Source organism: Nocardia gamkensis NBRC 108242 (assembly GCF_001612985.1).
GTDB classification, from domain to species: domain Bacteria; phylum Actinomycetota; class Actinomycetes; order Mycobacteriales; family Mycobacteriaceae; genus Nocardia; species Nocardia gamkensis.
The window spans coordinates 126399-145512 of the sequence record NZ_BDBM01000016.1; the positions used below are offsets into that span (position 1 = coordinate 126399).

The 19114-nt window shown below is 67.7% G+C and carries 22 protein-coding genes; 13 read left to right on the forward strand and 9 right to left on the reverse strand.

Annotation, left to right across the window (positions count from 1 at the left end):
• Window positions 1-11: 11 nt before the first annotated feature.
• Window positions 12-485 carry a gluconokinase gene (locus tag NG1_RS15580; protein WP_062971510.1) on the reverse strand — a complete coding sequence of 158 codons (474 nt, stop codon included), beginning with the start codon at window positions 483-485 and terminating at the stop codon, window positions 12-14.
• Window positions 486-820: 335 nt separating this feature from the next.
• Between NG1_RS15580 and NG1_RS15585 the strand changes: the two genes are divergently transcribed.
• Together NG1_RS15585 and NG1_RS15590 are read left to right on the forward strand one after the other, a co-directional pair.
• Complete coding sequence (locus NG1_RS15585) at window positions 821-2026, forward strand: PucR family transcriptional regulator (protein ID WP_062971420.1); 1206 nt, start codon at window positions 821-823, stop codon at window positions 2024-2026.
• Window positions 2027-2115: 89 nt separating this feature from the next.
• On the forward strand, window positions 2116-3036 hold the full coding sequence (locus tag NG1_RS15590) for an LLM class F420-dependent oxidoreductase (RefSeq protein WP_062971422.1): 921 nt from the start codon (window positions 2116-2118) through the stop codon (window positions 3034-3036).
• Window positions 3037-3081: 45 nt separating this feature from the next.
• On the opposite strand, the gene NG1_RS15595 is transcribed toward NG1_RS15590, so the two are convergent.
• Window positions 3082-5103, reverse strand: coding sequence for a CocE/NonD family hydrolase (locus NG1_RS15595; RefSeq protein WP_084498948.1), 2022 nt, complete (start codon window positions 5101-5103; stop codon window positions 3082-3084).
• 197 nt (window positions 5104-5300) lie between these two features.
• On the opposite strand from NG1_RS15595, the gene NG1_RS15600 reads away from it, so the two are divergent.
• The 5 genes from NG1_RS15600 to NG1_RS15620 all read left to right on the forward strand — a co-directional run bounded on the left by NG1_RS15600 (window position 5301) and on the right by NG1_RS15620 (window position 9351).
• Window positions 5301-6200, forward strand: coding sequence for a dienelactone hydrolase family protein (locus tag NG1_RS15600; RefSeq protein WP_062971424.1), 900 nt, complete (start codon window positions 5301-5303; stop codon window positions 6198-6200).
• The gene (locus NG1_RS15605; protein ID WP_084498941.1) at window positions 6200-7393 is read left to right on the forward strand and encodes a PQQ-dependent sugar dehydrogenase; all 1194 of its coding nucleotides are present in this window, start codon (window positions 6200-6202) and stop codon (window positions 7391-7393) included. Before NG1_RS15600 ends, NG1_RS15605 begins: the two co-directional genes overlap by 1 nt.
• A gap of 83 nt (window positions 7394-7476) precedes the next feature.
• Window positions 7477-7923 carry a MarR family winged helix-turn-helix transcriptional regulator gene (locus NG1_RS15610; protein WP_062971426.1) on the forward strand — a complete coding sequence of 149 codons (447 nt, stop codon included), beginning with the start codon at window positions 7477-7479 and terminating at the stop codon, window positions 7921-7923.
• Window positions 7924-7925: 2 nt separating this feature from the next.
• Window positions 7926-8348: an organic hydroperoxide resistance protein gene (locus tag NG1_RS15615; protein WP_062971428.1), complete on the forward strand. Its 423-nt coding sequence runs from the start codon at window positions 7926-7928 to the stop codon at window positions 8346-8348.
• Between the two features lie 16 nt (window positions 8349-8364).
• A complete protein-coding gene (locus NG1_RS15620) occupies window positions 8365-9351 on the forward strand; it encodes a zinc-binding dehydrogenase (RefSeq protein ID WP_062971430.1) in 987 nt (328 codons plus the stop codon).
• Here the strand turns inward: NG1_RS15620 and NG1_RS15625 are convergent.
• Together NG1_RS15625 and NG1_RS15630 are read right to left on the reverse strand one after the other, a co-directional pair.
• Entirely contained in the window at window positions 9339-10898 is a 1560-nt protein-coding gene (locus tag NG1_RS15625; protein WP_062971515.1) for a phytoene desaturase family protein, read from the reverse strand. The two genes, NG1_RS15620 and NG1_RS15625, sit on opposite strands and share 13 nt — an antisense overlap.
• A 103-nt stretch (window positions 10899-11001) precedes the next feature.
• On the reverse strand, window positions 11002-11583 hold the full coding sequence (locus NG1_RS15630) for a TetR/AcrR family transcriptional regulator (protein WP_062971433.1): 582 nt from the start codon (window positions 11581-11583) through the stop codon (window positions 11002-11004).
• A 118-nt stretch (window positions 11584-11701) separates the two neighbouring features.
• Here NG1_RS15630 and NG1_RS15635 point away from each other — a divergent pair, with 118 nt between their 5' ends.
• Window positions 11702-12373: an alpha/beta fold hydrolase gene (locus NG1_RS15635; RefSeq protein ID WP_062971435.1), complete on the forward strand. Its 672-nt coding sequence runs from the start codon at window positions 11702-11704 to the stop codon at window positions 12371-12373.
• 438 nt (window positions 12374-12811) lie between these two features.
• The gene (locus NG1_RS15640) at window positions 12812-13750 is read left to right on the forward strand and encodes a MerR family transcriptional regulator (protein ID WP_062971437.1); all 939 of its coding nucleotides are present in this window, start codon (window positions 12812-12814) and stop codon (window positions 13748-13750) included.
• A gap of 387 nt (window positions 13751-14137) precedes the next feature.
• Here NG1_RS15640 and NG1_RS15645 read toward each other — a convergent pair whose 3' ends face one another.
• Window positions 14138-14719, reverse strand: coding sequence for a hypothetical protein (locus tag NG1_RS15645; protein WP_062971439.1), 582 nt, complete (start codon window positions 14717-14719; stop codon window positions 14138-14140).
• Between the two features lie 4 nt (window positions 14720-14723).
• Window positions 14724-15119: a hypothetical protein gene (locus NG1_RS15650; protein WP_157114068.1), complete on the reverse strand. Its 396-nt coding sequence runs from the start codon at window positions 15117-15119 to the stop codon at window positions 14724-14726.
• A gap of 274 nt (window positions 15120-15393) precedes the next feature.
• Here NG1_RS15650 and NG1_RS38825 point away from each other — a divergent pair, with 274 nt between their 5' ends.
• Window positions 15394-15516: a hypothetical protein gene (locus NG1_RS38825; RefSeq protein WP_281218202.1), complete on the forward strand. Its 123-nt coding sequence runs from the start codon at window positions 15394-15396 to the stop codon at window positions 15514-15516.
• A gap of 45 nt (window positions 15517-15561) precedes the next feature.
• On the opposite strand, the gene NG1_RS15655 is transcribed toward NG1_RS38825, so the two are convergent.
• Window positions 15562-15768, reverse strand: coding sequence for a hypothetical protein (locus NG1_RS15655; protein WP_062971442.1), 207 nt, complete (start codon window positions 15766-15768; stop codon window positions 15562-15564).
• 310 nt (window positions 15769-16078) lie between these two features.
• On the opposite strand from NG1_RS15655, the gene NG1_RS15660 reads away from it, so the two are divergent.
• From NG1_RS15660 to NG1_RS37860, 3 genes are all read left to right on the forward strand, one after another.
• Window positions 16079-16393, forward strand: coding sequence for a hypothetical protein (locus NG1_RS15660; protein WP_062971444.1), 315 nt, complete (start codon window positions 16079-16081; stop codon window positions 16391-16393).
• A gap of 245 nt (window positions 16394-16638) precedes the next feature.
• A complete protein-coding gene (locus NG1_RS15665) occupies window positions 16639-17169 on the forward strand; it encodes a class IV adenylate cyclase (protein ID WP_062971446.1) in 531 nt (176 codons plus the stop codon).
• A 343-nt stretch (window positions 17170-17512) separates the two neighbouring features.
• Window positions 17513-17851, forward strand: a complete 339-nt coding sequence (locus NG1_RS37860) for a zinc ribbon domain-containing protein (RefSeq protein WP_217275361.1) — start codon at window positions 17513-17515, stop codon at window positions 17849-17851.
• A gap of 137 nt (window positions 17852-17988) precedes the next feature.
• On the opposite strand, the gene NG1_RS15675 is transcribed toward NG1_RS37860, so the two are convergent.
• A complete protein-coding gene (locus NG1_RS15675) occupies window positions 17989-18465 on the reverse strand; it encodes a DUF3237 domain-containing protein (RefSeq protein WP_210750504.1) in 477 nt (158 codons plus the stop codon).
• Window positions 18466-18467: 2 nt separating this feature from the next.
• Window positions 18468-18914 carry an ester cyclase gene (locus NG1_RS15680; protein ID WP_062971450.1) on the reverse strand — a complete coding sequence of 149 codons (447 nt, stop codon included), beginning with the start codon at window positions 18912-18914 and terminating at the stop codon, window positions 18468-18470.
• Window positions 18915-19114: the final 200 nt, after the last annotated feature.

Sequence of the window (19114 nt, forward strand, 5' to 3'; positions counted from 1 at the left end):
CGACGCGCGGCTCACCTGTCCAGCGCTGCCATGGCTTGCCGGACCACGTCCTCGGGCGGGCGTGCCGCATCGATGGTGCTGCCGTCCTCGTCGGGACCGAGCGGCTCCAGGGTGGCCAGCTGGGAATCGAGCAGGCTCGGCGGCATGAAATGCCCGCGACGTCCGGTCACACGCCGCTCGAGTTCGGCGCGCGGCACGCTCAGATGCAGGAAGAATGCCTCGGGCGCAGAGGCGCGCAGTCGGTCGCGGTAGATCCGTTTGAGAGCCGAGCACGTGACGACGCCGCCCCTGCCGGATCGCTCGGCCATCCAGGCGGCCAGGGCGTCGAGCCAGGGTGCGCGGTCGGCATCGTCCAACGGCGCCCCCGCCGCCATCTTCGCGACGTTCGCGCGCGTGTGGAAGTCGTCGCCTTCGGCGTACTCGACCCCGAGCGCGTCGGCCAGGCGGGTGCCGACCGTCGTCTTTCCCGAACCCGACACCCCCATCACGACGATCACCGGTACATCGTGCACTCGAACCTCCTTCCCCCGTGGCGGCGGATCTGTCGTGCGCGCGGATTGTCATCGGCAACAACCTAGCGGGCGAGCACTTCGTCGGCCCGTGCAGTGACGATCCGCCCCGCCCGCGGCTAGATTTCGAGGACCGAGACTGCGGCCCGCCGATTTCGTTCTGCGTCAAAAGATTTGAGATCCGCGCGGACCGGATGGGAAGTACGAATGTTCGCGAAGACGCACTGCACGGACCTGGTCCGACATCCGGACCGCGACCGCACGCCCGAGCTACGAGCGGCCCGCGGCGGATGCGGAGTCTGAGCAGCGGTATGCCATCCCCACGCAGCACCGCCGCGGCGTCCGCCGAGCTCGTCCCGGCTACCGAGCACATCGTGCGGCACCTGCTCGACATCATTCCCCGGCGGCACGTGGAGCGGGGGAACCTGCTGCGCGAGGAGATCCGCGCCACCGTCACGCACTGCCTCGATCTGGTCGCGTCCGTCGATCCCGAGCTACCGGCGCGCACGGTCCGCATCTTCGAGGCCGCCACCCGGTGGGCCGGGGTGGGGATTCCGATGGACACCGTCCAGCATCTCGTCCACGAGGGATTCCGCCTCTATCTCGACGACCACCTGCGGGATGCGCAGACCGTGCACCATGACGACATCCGCGGGCTCTTCGACGCGCTGCACGCGGTCACCACGACCGTATCGCTCGCCTACCTGTCCGTCGCGCCCGCCGCCGAGCAGACCGCTCCGCATGCCGTCGCCGTCGCACTGCTCAGAGGCCACCACCCCGCGAAGGTCTACCGCGAGTACGGCATTCCGGTCGCAGACCGATACACCGTGCTCGCCGTGGCGGTCGACCGGCCCACCGAGGAACGTCCCGGCCGACGCCCCGGCGACGGCAACAGCATCCGGCAGCGCATGCAGATCTGCCTCGCCGTGCACTGCGGCGGGCATGTGCCCGCCGTGCTCAGCGCGATCGGCGGGACGATTCTGGTACCGGAGTCGCTGATCGCCGCGAACGAACTCGACGCCTTGGTCGCCGCGCTGGCCACGGCGGTACCCGCCCCGCTCACCGCCGCCGCCATGGCCGCCGAGCCCGACCGGATCCCCGGCGCCGCCGACCAGGCACACGAACTGCTCGACATGGTCCGGCGCATGCGAAACCCGCCGGGTCTGTACCGTTTCGAGGATCTGGCCCTCGAATACCAGCTCACCCGGCCGGGGCCGGGACGCGATCGGCTGGCCGCGCTGCTCGACCCGCTGGAGGGCCATCCCGAGCTGTTCGACACCCTGCGCGAGCACATCCGCAACGACTTCAACCGCAGGCGGACCTCCCGGACGATGTATCTGCACCCGAACACGGTGGACCATCGTCTCAAGCGCATCGGCCGCCTCACCGGCCTGGACACCGCCGTTCCGCACGTGCTGTACCGATTGCGCGCCGCGCTCATCGCACGGACTTACACGCGGCCGGAATCGCCGACACCAGGGGAGCACCGAACCCGCGCCGCTGGTGAATCTCGATAATCCGGCGACATCGCCCCATGCTTTCCCCGTCCTCCGCATGGCGCGAGCGGAGCGATTCGCCCATGCTCCGACCGACTAGGGTCATCGACATGGAACTACGCATCTTCACCGAGCCGCAGCAGGGTGCGAGCTACGACACGTTGCTCACCGTTGCCAAGGCCACCGAGGACTTGGGATTCGACGCGTTCTTCCGCTCCGACCACTACCTGAGCATGGGGGGCGCCGACGGCCTGCCCGGCCCGACCGATGCCTGGATCACCCTCGCCGGACTGGCCAGGGAGACCAGACGGATCCGCCTGGGCACCCTGGTCACCGCCGCCACCTTCCGGCTGCCCGGCCCGCTCGCCATCCAGGTGGCCCAGGTGGACCAGATGTCCGGCGGCCGGGTCGAATTCGGTCTGGGCAGTGGCTGGTTCGCCGAGGAGCACGCCGCGTACGGCATCCCGTTCCCCGCCGACAAGTTCGCCCGGCTGGAAGAACAGCTGGCCGTCATCACCGGGCTCTGGGCGACCAAACCCGGCGACACGTTCAGCTACGACGGCAAGCACTACCAGCTCACCGATTCCCCCGCCCTGCCCAAACCGGTGCAGGACCCGATTCCGGTGCTGATCGGCGGCCAGGGCGCCACCCGCACCCCCCGGCTGGCCGCGCAGTACGCCGCCGAGTTCAATATGCCGTTCTCCTCGCTCGAGGACAGTGCGCGGCAGTTCGATCGGGTGCGCGCCGCCGCCGAGACCTATGGACGCGCGGCCGACGACCTGGTCTACTCCAACGCGCTGGTGGTCTGCGTCGGCGCGAACGACGCCGAGGTGGCGCGCCGGGCCGCCGCGATCGGACGCGAGGTGGACGAGCTGAAGACCAACGGCCTGGCCGGCTCACCCGCCGAGGTGGTGGACAAGATCGGCCGGTACACCGAGATCGGCACCAGCCGCATCTACTTGCAGGTGCTCGATCTGACCGATCTCGAGCATCTCGAGCTGATCTCCGCGCAGGTGCAGTCGCAATTGTGAGCCCCGGCGCGGGGGGTCGCCCGGCGAGACGCCCCCATGCGGCGCTCAGCCCAGCGGGCGATTGGTCGGCACGATGACGAAGCTCGGCGCCGACGGATCCAACTCGAGGTGCTGGGGCTTCAGTTCGGTGTTGTTGAGCATGGGGCGGAAGGCCAGCGCCTTCGGCGAGTTGCCCGCGAAGACGTCGATCCGCAGCCGGTGACCGGGTTGCAGCACCGCTTGGGTGGGGATGACCGCGATGTCCAGTGCCACGGGCTCACCGGGAACGACCGGCTGCACGCTGTCCAGGGTGAGCGGATTGAACGGTTCGGTCAGATCGCCGGACGATGTTCGGCTGCTCTTCTGCTCGTCGACGGCGCGCAGGGAGGCGGTCAACTGCCCGGTGGTCAGCACCTTCGACGATCCGTCGGGCGCCACATCGTTCATCGTGACGCTCCAGTAGCCGTCTGTGGCGTCGTGCACGGTGTTGAGGTGCACGTTCACCGGCCCCGAGATGACCGTGCGCTCGGTCATCGGCGCACTGGTGAAGGTCAGCGCGTTGCGCTCGGCGATGCGCGAGTCCTTCGCGCACACGTCCACCACCGCCGCCATGCCTGCCGAGCCCTGCGCGGTGTCGCGGGAACACGCCGCGGCGAGGCCGGGCGCCACCGTCAATGTCCGTCGCTCGTCGGAGACGGTCATCGTCAGCGATCCGTCGTATACCGCTTTTCCGGTGGTGCCGCTCGGCGTGGCCGAGAGATACACGCGGCGATGGTTGAGGTCCTTCTGCGGGAACTGCCCGAGGGTGATCCAGCCGCCTCCCTGTTCCCACACGGTGACCGGCCCGAAATCGCCCAAACCGTGGTCGACGTCCTTCAACCACTTGTCGAACCACACCCGCTGCAACACGTCCAACCGCGGCGGTGCTCCGGGAATGCCGGTCCCCGCACCGGGATTCGCGTGATAGGTGTCGCCGACGATCAATTGCTTGCTGCCCGCGGGCAGCGGGATGGCGTTGTACAGCTTGGTCGCGCTGTTGGCGAAGATGTCGTGCCAGCCGCCGTAGACGAAGGTGGGCACCGTGATGCGCTCCGGGTGGCCCTCGATGCCGCGCCGGAAGTAGCTGTCCTCGTCCAGCGCGTCGGCCAACGCGGGCGGCACGTGGTCGAGCGAAGGCGTGAGCAGCGCCTGGGCCAGCAGATCGACGTTGCTGGCCGGATCGGACATCCGTTCGTGCAGCCACCCCCAGTCGAAGGTGCCGTTCAACATCGACTGCACGTCGGGAATCAGCTTCAGCTGGTTGACCGTATTGAGCCACATCGGCAGGAACGTCGTCCCCACCCCGCCGCCCGGCGCGACGACGTCACGCATCAAGTCGCTCCCGGGTTCCACGGGGAAGATCGCCTGCAACGGCGCCGGGGCGTCCTCGGCGGCGCGCAGCTGGTTGATCCCCGAATACGAACCGCCGCTCATCCCGATCCGGCCGTTCGACCACGGCTGCGCGGCCGCCCAGTCGATCACCTCGCGGGTGTCGAGTTGTTCCCGCTCGCCGAGGGTGTCCCACGCGCCCTGGGAGAAGCCGGTTCCGCGCACGTCGGCGATGACCTGGGTGTATCCGGCGCGGATCAGGTTGCGATCGAGTCCGAGCACCGTCTGCACGGTGCCGCCGTCGACCGCGTGGAGCAGATCGCCGAAACCGCTGACCGGCGTGCGGGCCAGATTCACGCGGTTGACCAGCCGGACGGTCAGCGGCTGCAAGCCGGGCACCGCGAGCGCCGTGTCGATCAGATTGGTCATGAGCTTGGTGTAGGGGGTCAGGTTCACGATGGTCGGCAGCGGCTGCTGCTCCACCTCCCCGCCCTGCTTCACCGGCCGGTACACGTTGGCCTTCAGCACGACGCCGTCGCTCATCCGGATCGGGACGTCCCAGTCGATGTGCACGTCGGCATACGGCTGGGGACCGTCGTGCAACGCGGTCCATCCCACGGTGTGGGACTCGGCGGACGGCTCCGCGACCGCGGGCCCCGACCCGAATCCCACGGCCGCCAGCACCGCGACCGTCGCCACCATCCGGATCGCCCTGCTCATCGTTCGTGCCATGTCACGCCCCGCTGCCATCTCGCTCCCTCGACCGGTGTGCGGACCGACCATCGATCGCCCGATTGAGCGACAACGTAGCAATCGCCTGGCGAATGCCGTGGGATGCGCGGTCAGGCCGGTTTGTCGCGGACGAACAGACAGTGAACGCCGCGCACCCGCCATCGATCCGGCTTATCGTGGGGCGCATGACGCCGTTGCAGCGCTACATCGCCGAGGAGATCGCGGCCGATCACGCCGACGGCCTGCTCCCCCGGCGGGAGGCACTGCGCAGGCTCGGGCTGCTCGGGCTCGGCGTCACCGCCGCGACCGCCCTGCTGGCCGCCTGCGCGAGCAACGACACCGCGACCACCGATTCCGCGCCCAGCCCCACGGCGCCACCGACGCCACCCGGTTCCGCCGCCGCCCTCCCGACCACCGCCATCACCTTCGCCGGACCCGGCGCGGCGCCACTGCAAGCCGCGTGGGCGGCGGCGCCGCAGCCGCGGGGCGGGGTGCTGGTCGTCCACGAGAACAAGGGCCTCACCGATCACATCCGTTCGGTGGCAGGACGTTTCGCCGGCGCCGGATACTCCGCGCTCGCGGTCGACCTGCTGTCCGCGCGAGGCGGCACCGCCGCGTTCACGGATCCGGCCGCCGCGACCGCCGAACTGAGCCGTATCCCGCAGGAACAGCTCGTCGCCGACCTGCGCGCCGGGCTCGACGAACTCCAGCGCCGGGTCGAGGGAAAGAAGCTCGGCGCCACCGGTTTCTGCTTCGGCGGTGGCCTGACCTGGCTACTGCTGGCCTCCGGCCCGTCCCCGCTCGCCGCGGCGACACCCTTCTACGGACCGTTCCCGGACAACGGTGATCTCTCCGCGTCGAAAGCCGCGGTGCTCGGGGTCTACGCGGCGGCCGACGCCCGCGTGAACGCCTCCCGGCCCGCCGCGGAGGCCGCACTGGCCCGTTCGGGCGCCCCGCACCAGATCTTCACCGCACCCGACGCCGACCACGCCTTCTTCAACGACACCGGTCAGCGGTACAACGCCACGGCGGCCACCGAAGCATGGCGTCGCGTCCTGGATTGGTACGGCACATATCTCGGCTGATGGCATTCGAATCGAGCCGCTGCCTCGTCATCCCGGCGCCTTCGGGCGGCGCGGGCGCCGACCGAGCGTGCATTCCCGGTAGCGAGAGCCCGATCCGCGCGCCGCGCTTGCTTGCGGTGATCGCCTTGCTCTTTTCCGTAGCGGCGGTATGCGCCTGCGGCGGCGAGAGTCCGACCACTCCGAGCGGTGCGCCTACGACAGGCACCATCGCACCGGGCAACCCGGCGGGAAGACCCGATCTCGATGCCGCCGAAGAAGTCGCGAAGGACATCGAGGTCCCGTGGGGCCTGGCCTTCCTACCCGACGGCGCCGCGCTGGTCGCGGAGCGTGACTCCGGACGGATCGTGCGAGTCGCCGCAGGCCGTGCGCCGGAACAGGTCTACCGCCTGCCCGATGTCGCCGCACGTGGCGAAGGCGGTCTACTCGGGCTCGCCGTCGCGCCGGACTACGCCGAAAGCCGTTACATCTACGCCTATTTCACCTCCGAGACGGACAATCGGATCGTCCGGTTCCGGCTCGACGGCCCGCCCGAGCCGATTGTCACCGGCATCGCCGAGGCCGGTAACCACAACGGCGGGCGGATCGCGTTCGGGCCCGACGGCATGCTGTACGCCGGGACCGGCGACGCCGGGGAATCCGGACGCTCGCAGGATCCGGCGAGCCTGAACGGAAAGATCCTCCGTTCGACTCCCGAAGGCCTTCCCGCGCCGGGCAATCCGTATCCCGGCTCGCCGGTCTACAGTCTCGGCCACCGCAACGTGCAGGGACTGGCGTGGGATCGGGCCGGTCGCCTGTTCGCGGCGGAGTTCGGGCAGAACCGGTTCGACGAGATCAACCTGATCGAGCCCGGCCGCAACTACGGCTGGCCCGACGTCGAGGGCGCGGGCGGCGCCGACCACGGCTTCACCGATCCGCTGCTGACCTGGACCACCGCGGAAGCCTCGCCCTCGGGCATCGCCATCACCGGCGACATCCTCTACGTCGCGGCGCTACGCGGGCAGCGGCTGTGGACCGTGCCGCTCGAGGACGGCCGCGTAGGCGGGCCCCGGGCCGAACTGCGCGACCGGTACGGCCGGTTGCGCACCGTGGAAGCCGCCCCGGACGGAGCGCTGTGGCTCACCACCTCCAACACCGACGGCCGGGGCGACCCCGCGAGCGGCGACGATCGCGTCCTTCGCTTCCCGGCACGCTGAACCGCCGCCTCCGCGAGCCGTGTGACGCGCGCCACCGATCATTTAGGTTGTACACAACAGAATTGTCCACTATATTATTGCTCATGACCGATCACCTCACCCTCGACGAGCAGCTCTGCTTCCCGCTCTACGCGGCGTCCCGGGCGATGACGGCGGTCTACCGCCCGAAGCTGGAACGGCTCGGGCTCACCTACCCGCAGTACCTGGTGATGCTGGCGCTGTGGGAACGCGACGAACGCAGCGTCGGAGACGTCTGCCAGGCGCTCGACCTCGATTCCGGCACGCTCTCGCCGCTGCTCAAGCGACTGGAGGGGGCCGGCTTGGTCGAGCGGCGGCGGTCGGCGGGCGACGAACGCCGCGTCGACATCCGGCTCACCGAGCGCGGGCGCGCGCTGCGCGCCCAGGCGGGTGACATCCCCGCCCAGATGGCCGAGGCCAGTGGCTTGTCCATGGACGAAGTCATCGCGCTGCGCGGCATTTTGCACCGACTGACCGAGGCGCTGAAGTCTCGGTCGAACGAAGGAGAGTAGACATGCGAATCCTCTACACCGCGGAGGCCCTGGCCAGCGGCGACGGTCGCGACGGCCATGCGCGCACCACCGACGGCAAGCTCGACGTGAACCTGTCGATTCCCAAGGAGATGGGCGGCAACGGCGAGGGCACCAACCCCGAACAGCTGTTCGCGGCGGGCTACGCGGCGTGTTTCCATTCGGCGTTGCGCCTGGTCGGCAAGCAGACCTCGACCAATGTCGACGACTCCGCCGTCGGCGCGAAGGTCGGTATCGGCCCGAACGACGCCGGTGGCTTCGGCCTCGCCATTACCCTGGAGGTCTCGCTTCCCCACCTGTCCCGCGAGGACGCGCAGGCGCTCGCCGACAAAGCCCATCAGGTGTGCCCCTATTCCAACGCGACCCGCGGCAATATCGACGTCCAGGTCCTCGTTGCCGACGACTGATCGAACAGGAGCGGTTATGCGTGCCGTAGTCATCGAACGATTCGGCGAACCGAAGGACGTGCTGGCCACCGCGGAACGCCCGGTACCCGAGCCGGGGCCGGGTGAGGTGCGACTCGCGCTGATCCTGTCGCCGATCCACAATCACGATCTGGCCATCGTGCGCGGCGTGTACGGCTACCGTCCCGAGTTGCCCGCGATTCCCGGCAGCGAGGCGGTCGCGCGGGTCGACGCGGTGGGTCCCGAGGTCGGCGACCTGTCGGTCGGGCAGCGAGTGACGGTGTCCGGCGCGCAGAACGTGTGGGCCGAGTATTTCGTCGTCCCGGCCCGGCAGGTGATTCCGCTGCCCGACGCGGTCTCCGACGAGACCGCGGCTCAGCTGCTGGCCATGCCGTTGAGCGCGCTGATGCTGATCGAGGACCTCGAACTGTCCTCCGGTGACTGGCTGACGATCAATGCCGCCAACGGCGCGGTCGGCAGGCTCGTGAACGTCTTCGCCCGGCAGCGCGGTCTGAACGTGCTGAATCTCGTGCGCGGCCCGGCCTCGGTCGCGGCGCTGCGTGAACTCGGCTACGAGCCGGTGCTCGACACCGAGAGCGAGGGCTGGCGCGACCAGGTGGAAGCAGCCACCTCGGGCGCGCCGATCCTGCGGGCCGTCGATCAGGTGGGCGGCCGGGCCGCGGCCGCCGAGTTGGCATTGCTCGCGCCGGGCGGGCAGCTGATCTCCTTCGGTGCGCTCTCGGGGCAGCCGTTGTCGCTCGACCCGGGCGCGCTGATCTTCAAAGAGGTGGTGATCAAGGGCTTCTGGGGCGCCAAGCGGATCGAGGAGATCGGCGCCGAGCATCGAGGGCGGCTCATCCGCGAGCTGATCGCCCTCGCGGCCGACGGCGTCCTGCGACTGGATATCGAAGCCGCCTATCCGCTGGAGGAAGCGGCGGACGCGGCGGTCGCCACCGAGACGCCGGGCCGCGCCGCCAAGGTCGCTCTACGTGGTCAGCCTGCCTGACCGGCGTCGAGCACGGCCATCGCGGCATTGTGCCCGGGGATGCCGCTGACCCCGCCACCCCGGATGGCGCCCGCGCCGCAGAGGAATACATTGCGGTGGCCGGTCGCCACGCCCCACCGGGCTGCGGGGTCGGCGGGATCGGCGTCCTCCGGGAGATAAGGGAAGGCCAGATCCCGGTGGAAGATGTGTCCACCGGGGAGGCCGACCTCGCGCTCCAGTTCGATCGGAGTTTTCGCCTCGAGGCAGGGTGCGCCGTTCTCGTCTGTCGCCAAACAGTCCGCGATAGGCTCGGCGAGCACCGAATCCAGTTGTGCGAGAGTCGCTCGCACGATCTCGTCTTTGGCTGCCGCGTGGTCGGCGGCGAAGAGTTTTCCGCGAGCGTGCAGTCCGAACAGCGTGAGGGTGTGCGCCCCCTGCGCGGCCAGTTCCGGTCCCAGGATCGTCGGATCCGTCAGTGTGTGGCAATAGATTTCGGCGGGTGGCGCGGACGGGATCCGGCCGATCGCCGCCTCACCGTAGGCTCGATCGAGTTGGGCGTACGACTCCCCGATGTGGAAAGTCCCCGCGAACGCCTCCCGGGGATCGGCTTCGGCGTCGCGCAAACGCGGGAGGCGCCGCAGCAACATGTTCATCTTCAGCTGCGCGCCTTCGGGTTTCGGCGGTAAGGGCGCACCGAGCAACCCCGCGAGCGTATACGGTGCGACGTTCGCCAGAACGTGGCGCGCTCCGATTCTCCCGTCCGGATATACGACTTCCGCTGTGCTGCCGTCTGTTTCGATGCTCGTCACCGCACAGCCGGTGACGATTTCCGCTCCCGCCGATCGCGCGGCCTCGGCCAGTGCGTCGGTGAGCGCGCCCATACCGCCGATCGGCACATCCCAGTCGCCGGTTCCCCCGCCGATCACGTGATAGAGCAAGCAGCGATTCTGCCGCAGTGACGGATCGTGCGCGTGGGTGAAGGTGCCGATCAGCGCGTCGGTGAGCACCACGCCGCGCACGGTGTCGTCGTCGAACGTGGATTCGATCGTCTCGCCGAGCGGCCGCTCGAACAGAGCCTCCCAGGTGGGCGCGTCGTCGACGATGTGCCGCAGCGCCTCCTTGGACGGAAGCGGCCGGGTCAGCGTCGGGAAAACCCGCCGGGCCAGCTGGTTGGTCGACGCGTAGAACCGCTGCCACGCGCCGAACTCCCGATCCGAGCCGGTCAGCCGCGCGAAACTCGCCGCCGTCCGCGCCCGCTGAGACGAGACGAGCAGACCCTCCTCCCCGACCGGCGTGTACGACGAGACCGCGCGCCGCCGCGTCTCGAACCGCAAACCCAGGTCCAGGACGATCGATCGTGGCAGCAGGCTCACCAGATACGAGTACCGCGAAAGCCGAGCGTCGACGCCCGCGAACACCCTCTCGGACACCGCCGCGCCGCCGGTGTGCGGCTGCCGCTCGAGCACCAGCACCGACTGCCCGGCCCGCGCCAGGTACGCGGCGGCCACCAAACCGTTGTGACCGCCGCCGACGATCACGACATCGTAGGAAGAGCGCGTCGGCGTCATGGGTTCTCGATAGCACGAATCGGCGGTGGACGACAGCACCCCGGCCGACAGGCCCTGGCCCGGTGGCATGAGCATCGCGTTGGAACGCGCGGGTCGAGGCCGTTCAGGTGGCAGCGGCGAGCAGAGCCGCGGCGGCGGCGCGAGCCTGCCCACCGACACCCGCCGGGCCGTGCATCGTCGCGACGACGGTCGCCCCCTCCACCAGCATGAGCAATTGCCGACCCAGGACAGCTGGATCCTCTGCCCCGGCCCGGGCGGCGATTCCGGCGAAGAGGTCGAGATAGCGATGCAGGTGCCGCGCGGCGACGGCCCGCACCTGCTCGTCATAGTGCTGGGCTGCCGCGTTCACCATCGCGCAACCGCGAAAGGCCGGTTGCGAGTACCACTCCCCCAAAGCGTCGAAGACCGCGGCCAACTGTTCGGCAGGATCGTCACCGGCCGACTCCACCGCGCCGGCCAGCCACGCACCCACCTTTTCACCGCGCGCCTCGAGCACCGCTCGGACGAGCCCGTCTTTGGTACCGAAGTGCCGGTACAAGGTCTCCTTGGACACCCCGAGCCGCGCGCACAGTTCGGTCATACCCACCCCGTCGAGCCCACGCTCGTACAGCAGCGGTTCCGCCGCTTCGAGGATAGTGGCGCGGGTGCGCGCCGGGTCGATCGTCGAGCCTTTGGCCACGGGCATGCCTAGATGGTAACGACTGGTTCGATCATCTGCTAGCGTCCCAGATCGTAATGATCGGTTCGATCCAAGATCGCCGCCACCCGCTCCACTCGCGACCCGAACAAGAAGGACAACGACAATGACGACCTTCGTCCTTATTCCCGGCATGTGCCACGGCGGCTGGTGCTTCGAGCAGCTCACCGAGCAGTTGCGGGCGCACGGTCATCGCGTGTATCCGCTGACCCTGAGCGGCGTCGGTGAGCGCGTCCATCTGCGCCACGGAGTGAATCTGGATACCCACATCCAAGACGTCACCGCGCTGCTGTCGGCCGAGAACATCACCGACGCCGTCCTGGTCGGCCACAGTTACGGCGGCATGGTGATCACCGGCGCCGCCGACCGCGCGGCGAGCCGGGTCGCCGCACTCGTCTACATCGATGCCGTGGTTCCGCAATCAGGTGACTCCTGCTTCACACTGGTCTCGGATCAAGAGCGGCGGTGGTACCTGGACGTGGTCGACACCGGTGACGCCGTACGCCCGCTGCCCTTCTTCGATGCGCGAGCCACACCGCACCCGCTCGCGTCGGTCCTCCAACCACTCACGCTCACCGGGGATCTCACCCACATCCGGCGCAGGGACTACGTCTACGCCACCGGGTGGGAAGCCCCCTCGCCGTTCACCGGTATCTACCAGCGCTTGCGGCACGACGCCGGGTGGACGACCCACGCGGTCGACGGCGGGCACAACCTGATGCGAGACGCTCCGGAAGACTTGCTGCGGATACTGCTCGACGTTCCCGGACCACGCTGACGCCCCACTCCGCGACATCACGCCACGGACCTACTCACGAACGACCCCGAGTCGACCGGGGCCACACCAGCAGTGCCATCGTTGGATCCGGCGATCTCGACCATCAGCATCCGCAGCGTGAGTGAGTGCTTCTCCGGCGGTAGCGCATCCATCGCGTTTCGGGCCGCCCTGATCCCTTCGGCTCGATCACCTGCTCGGACCAACATCAGACAGGTGGCGCCGATGACATGGGTGTTCCGCGGTCCACCCCCTCTTTTTGCCGCGCTATCGGTTGCAGCTGTCGCCTCCTCCGAACGCGTCACTACGGCATGTGTGGATGTTCGAGGCCTGGTGCTCCAGCCGATGTGCAGATCCGCTGTCGAGGCTGGTCGCGGCCTGATGCTGCGAGGCGGGGTGTCGACTTGAGTCTCCATCAGGGGGAGAGGTCAAGCTTGGGGCATGGACGACGAGACGCTCTTCACGATCGGGGCTCTGGCCGAGCGGACCGGTTTGACGGTCAAGACGATTCGGTTCTACTCCGACAAGGGGATCGTCCCGCCGACCTGTCACAGCCCGGCCGGCTACCGCCTCTACGACATCGACGCTCTAGCGCGTCTGGAACTGGTCCGGACACTGCGCGAACTGGATATCGACCTGCCCACGGTGCGGCGCATCCTGGCCCGCGAGACCTCGCTGGCCGAAGTCGCCGCGGCACACGCGGCCGCGCTCGAGGTGCAGGTTCGGGTGCTGTGTCTGCGACGTGCGGTGTTGCAAGCGGTCGCGCGCCGGGAATCGAACCCACAGGAGATGGACCTGATGCACAAACTGGTGAACCTGACGCAGGCCGAACGGCACCGCTTCATCCATGACTTCATCGATGACACCTTCGGCGGTGTCGACGCCAATCCGGCCATGGTGGAGTTGCTGCGCTCCAGCATGCCCGACCTTCCCGATGATCCCACCGTCGAGCAGGTCCAGGCGTGGATGGAACTCGTGCAGCTGGTGCAGGACAAAGATTTCCGGGCAGCGGTGCGGCGCATGGCCGCGTACCAGGAGAAGCAACGCGCCGAGGGGGACAGCACCGGGTTGCATCACGACTTGACCGAGACCGTGCGCGAGGAGGTCGGTCGAGCGATAGCCGCGGGTACTGCACCGGATGCACCCGAAGCGGCGGCCATTGTCGATACTTTGACCGCGCGCTATGCCGAGACCTTCGGCCGGGCCGACGACAGTGACCTGCGGTGTTGGGTGCTCGAGCGGCTGGAGGTCGCCAACGACGCTCGGGTGACACGATATTGGCAGTTGGTGGCGGTCATCAACAGCTGGCCGCCTGTGGCGGATCTAGAACCGGTGTTCACCTGGTTCGGCCGAGCCCTGCACACCCACCCCACCAAGTAGCGAACAGCCCACGGGGCCTGCTGTGTGATGCGCAGCGCTCTGGACGGAAGCCGCACCCGAGACACGGAACCGATTATGTGTGCGCGAACGGCTCCGGTGCCGGGGCAGCAGTGTCCGGATACGAACGTTCGCGAGAAACCCTGCGCGGCACCACGTTTCCGCAGACCGGAAGTGTATAGCTTGCCGTGTACGCGGCAACGTCAACCTGTCGGGGGTTACCGATACATTCCGTGTATGAGAATCGGCTACGGGCCGGTCTCGACCCGCGATCAGCATCCCGAGGCCCAGCACGACGCGCTCACCGCGGCCGGGTGCGAGCAGACCGGCTGCGGCGGGTACGTTCACGAGACACCCTCGGCCGCGCGGCTTTGCAAGAAGAGACTACGGCTAAGCTAGCCGGACTTCGCTTGCCTTGCGGTACTTTCCGTGTCCGCCTTCGCCGATGGACCATGTCACCGGCATGCCCGGGGTGATGAGTTGTTCGTCGCCTTTGTACTCCCATAGGCAGAACCACACGTCGCCGGAGTGGCTGGCAATGAGCCCGTCGGAATGGCGGGGCAGCCACCACCGGACCACACCGTCGAGGTCCGGATCGGGATCCTTCGCTGCCTCGACCTGCCCGAACGGTATCGAGTCGCCCTGTCCGCACCATCCGTCAAGGGTGGGCAGCAACGGCTGGTCGCCACCCGCAGGGTCGGCGGGCCAGATCTTCCCGCTGTGGGACAGGACGTCGTCGTGGATATGCCAGGCGAGCTCGCACGCCACACCGCTGGGCGTGAACTCGCCGGGGCTGGTGCCGACGACGACGTTCAGTGCCGGGACGCTGAACTCGATCCACCAGGCCGGTGCAAAAGACATCCGGCGCCGATGTTCGGGGATCGTTTCATCGATGTGTACCTCGAAGCCGAGAGCCGACTCGATGTCGGCCGCCAGCAGGTCGGCGCCGGCTCTTGAAATCTCCTGATCCACGCCCTTATCTTCCCGCATAGGGGATGGTGCGACGGTTGACGGGGGTCACGTAGAGATTCTTGCCCGCGGCGTGTGAGGCGATCACCTGGATTTCGTCTCCTTCCTCGTAAACGTAACGTCCCCTCTGATACCGGGGGATCGTCATGTGGAAGTTGTCGTCCTTCATCTTCGAGTCCTGTTCGACGGGCTTGCCGTTGACCAGGATCTGGTAGTCGTATCTGCCGGGGATGTCGGAGATGTTGTTGAGGAACATGGCCCATGCGACACCCCCGATGGGATCCCCACCCGCGGGTCTGGTGTCGACTTCCACTCTGCCCCACTGGGTCGTGACTTTGTAGTTGGTGCACTGCTGAAACGAAGCGTGCGCGGCACCGGCGGCCGGCACGCTCGTGACCAACACGATCGTCGACACCACTGCGAACAGTAGTGTTCGACTGAATCGGACTGCCGGCCTGGACATGACAAGGTTCATGACGTGCCCCCCTATGTTCTGAGCTGTGAACGGTTGCACAGCCTCGAAACTGTTCTGTCACAGGCTTAGACGGCAGCCCCCGCTGATCGGTTCCTGGTTTCGGAGAGATTTTCCCCGGCAATGCAGGCATCTGGACCATCGCGCGCGACAACGTGACCCAGGAACTGGGGTCGCACCGGCTCAAACCAACGCCACTCACGGCGTGAAACAGCGCCACTTTCCGCCGCGAGTCTTCGGCGCGATCGAAGTCGACATCGACGCCGACCTCGCCGCGCTCTGTCGGACCGGGTACCGGCCGCGGCGCGTCGGCGACACCCTGTTCTGACACCGCCGGGCTCGGCCGGGAGATGCGCCGACCAGGCCGTCACCTTCAGCGGATGAGCGGGTAGGTGTCGGTGGTCAGGACCCGATGGAAGAAGGTCTCGTTCGCCAGTGGTGCCGGTCCACCGGGGAATCCGTCCAGCCACCGCGAGAAATTCAGCGGTGTCGCGGACGGCATCACCGTGAAGCCCTGCCGACGATAGAAGTCGCCCAATTCCCAGTCTTCGGTGAGGAATTGGCCGTACAGGATCTCCACCCCATCCCGTACGCGGCCACAGCGGCGGCGCGCACGAGGGCGCGGCCGAGGCCGTTCCACGGTGGTCGGCGTCGACGGCGACCAGGTGCAGCTTGGAGGTGAACAGTATGGCCTGCATGACCGCCGTGGTGGCCAAATCGAAGCGGTACGTGGTTGCGCCGCACAGCACGGGCGGCAGCGTCGGCGGGTGATGGCGTATGCCTGAACTCAGCACAGCCTCTGTCCTCCCGCTCGGCTGCGAGGGCACCGGGTCTCCCACCATCACTTCGAGCGGTGTCCCCACATCGGATCGATCGCCGCAGGCCTCGCGATGACCGGTGACCAGGACGCCGAGCGCGCCGCCGCCGAACTCGACATCCTCACCGAGGTGATCGACACACTGGTGACCACCACTGCGGAGGCCGTACCCGACGGGATGACCGGAGCGGCCCGGGCGCAGGTGATGGCGAAGGTGATCTACGTTCTGATCACCAGCGCCCGCACTGCCGCCGCACCCCACACCGGGCGACTGTACGCAGCCGCGGTACTCGATCCGATCATCGAGAACATCCCCGCCGCCGACGAGATCACCCTCCTCGACCTGCTGATACCCGCGATCATCGGCCAGCACCTCGGCGGTGCGTAGACAACCCCGACGGCCCCGCACGTCGCGTTACTACCGTTGCGCCGCCGGTGAGGCCATCGGCTCCCACATCCACCCACCCGAGCAATCCCCGATCATCGGCGTTCATGTCCTCGACAGTCGACGATGTGACCATGACTTGTACGACACGTGCGCATACCCGCGCCTGCCGAACGAGCGCCTGTATGTGCAACCGTGGGCGGGCACACTCGAACGAATCCGGCCGGACAACCTGACAGGAGGCAGCGGTGCCCATCGAGCACGAAGCCAAGATTCTCGATATCGACCCCGGTGCTGTCGAACGGCTGATCGTGGACAAGGGGGGCCGCAAGCTCGGCGAGCGATTCATGCGCCGCTACGTCTACGACATCACCCCGGGCGATCGGTCGAAGTGGATCAGGCTGCGGGACAACGGGAATGGGGTCACTCTCGCCGTCAAGCAGATCACCGGCGACGCCATCGACGGCACCCACGAAGTCGAGGTGGGTGTCGACGACTTCACCGGCGCCAACGCACTGCTCGAGCTGTTGGGCTTCACCGCGAAGTCCTACCAGGAAACGAAGCGGATCAGTTTCGTACTCGACGGCGCACAACTCGAGATCGACACCTGGCCGGGGATTCCTCCATATCTGGAGATCGAAGCCGCGACCGAGGAAGACGTGATCCGGATCGCCGAGCTGCTCGGCTATGCCGAAGCCGATCTCACCGGCGAGAACACGATCAAGATCTACGCTCGGCACGGTATCGACCTCGACACCGTCCGCGAACTGCGGTTCTGATCCACAACTGACAGAGCCGGATTTCCGCCCGATGGCCGCACGCAGCAAGAGACGAGATTCGCCCTCTGTGCTTGAATGACCCCGGTCATCATCCGGGGACACAACGCAGGTGGCGTCCGGAGCCGAAGACGCCGTCTAGCAACCGGAAAGCAATGCGGCTGGGCACGGCGTCCGGGATGACATCGCAGGGTTTTGGGCCACTTGCGGCGGCCGAAAGGGTGGCCATCCGTTAACTGAAGCCGCCGCCCGGTCGATCTACTACTGTGACCGACATCGGATTCTCTACTTTTGGGGGTTTCACATGCTCATCTGGGGCTGGCAGAAGCGTATTCACACGCTCGCCATGATCACCTTGGTCTGCGGCCGCTGCGGCAATCCCGCCGCACACGCGCTGCGCAAACTCGTCACCAAGTTCACGCTCTTCTTCATCCCGCTCTTCCCGCTCAGCACCAAGCACTCCCTGGAATGCACCTGGTGCGGCGCATCCTCACCGGTCGCGGGCCCACAGGTTCCCGATCTTCTCGCCCGCGCCAACGCCGAGACCATGGGCCCCGCCCTGTACCAGCAGCCTGCCGCGCAGTGGCCCCAGCAGCCCGCTCCCAACCCTCAGCAGCCCGCCCTCGGCGCGCCCGACGCCCACTGGCAGCAACAGCCCGGCCCCGATAGCAACTGGCAGCGCTGACCCCGGCGACGTACGCCCGCATGCGGCGGCTCCCGCCGCCGCGTGCCCGGGCTGATCAATTTTCCCGAGAGGGCGTTCGCTGCAACGTCACGTCATCATCGCGTTCGTGTGGCCGTATTGGCGTAGAGGTTTCGATGTCAGACGACCTCGAAGACTCGGTAGGCGATGCCGCCCTCGACCGGATATCCCGATCCGACGCAGACGATGTCGTTGAGCCACAGATACTTTCGCGCACCGGTTTCGAACACCGGCGTCGTGCGGAAGTAGTAACTCCCGGGATCGACGAGATGCCGTGTGGCCGCATCACCCATTCGGTCGCGCAACTCCTCGGGGATGGTCCACCGCCCACCGTAGGTCAGCTGCACCAGGGCGTCGTCGTCGGTCCGCAAGGTGAGCCGGACGTCGAGCACCATGCTCCCGTCCTGCCGGAACAACGCCCAGTCGCCGCCGCCCGGCAGCACCACGCCGCGCAGCTTCGGCCCCTCGAACGACCCACCGGTCGCGCCGAACAACACCCGCCCCTTCCCGATGTTCAGCGGCGGCGCGAGATCCACCACGATGTCGAACAGCTGCCCGGTCTCGATCCCCGCGACATCCTTGACCCGTGCGTCCATGATCATCTCCCGCCGAACAGCTTCTGCCGTACCGCGTCGGTGGATACGCCCGATTGGGCGCACAGCTCCGACAGATCGAAGTGGAAGTACTCCCCCGCGATCAGCCCGTCCGCGAACGCGAAGCGGAGGAACACCGGCAGTTCGGCCCGCCGCCCATTCGGCTCTACCCCGAATCGGTTGCCGGTCAGAGTCATTCGCGCCGTTCCCCAGCAGACCAGCGTCTCCCCCTCTGCCGCGTGCCCGCTCAGCTCGACGTCATAGTCCGGAAACGACGCGAAGAAGGCCCGTAGCGCGAACCCGTTCGCCTCCAGCCCACGCGCCACCGTCCCGAACGCCGGCGCTTCCAACACCATCCCGTCATGCATGAGCCGCAACGCCGCAGGCACGTCCTGCCTGCTCTTGACGACGGCGAGTTCTGTCGCCAGGTCCATCATCCAGCCACTGTCCATTCAGTAACTATACGGTCGACCGTATTTAATGTCGAGTCGTCTCGCTGACACATCCGCCACGCCCAGACTCCGTCGGGAGCACTGAAATCGATGCCTACCGCGTCCAACAGGTTCAGCACCAGCGCGGCGTGGGGCGTTTGCCCCTGCGATCGTGAACGGTTGATGATCGACCCGGGGCGGCGCCGGCGCAGGTGGCCGAG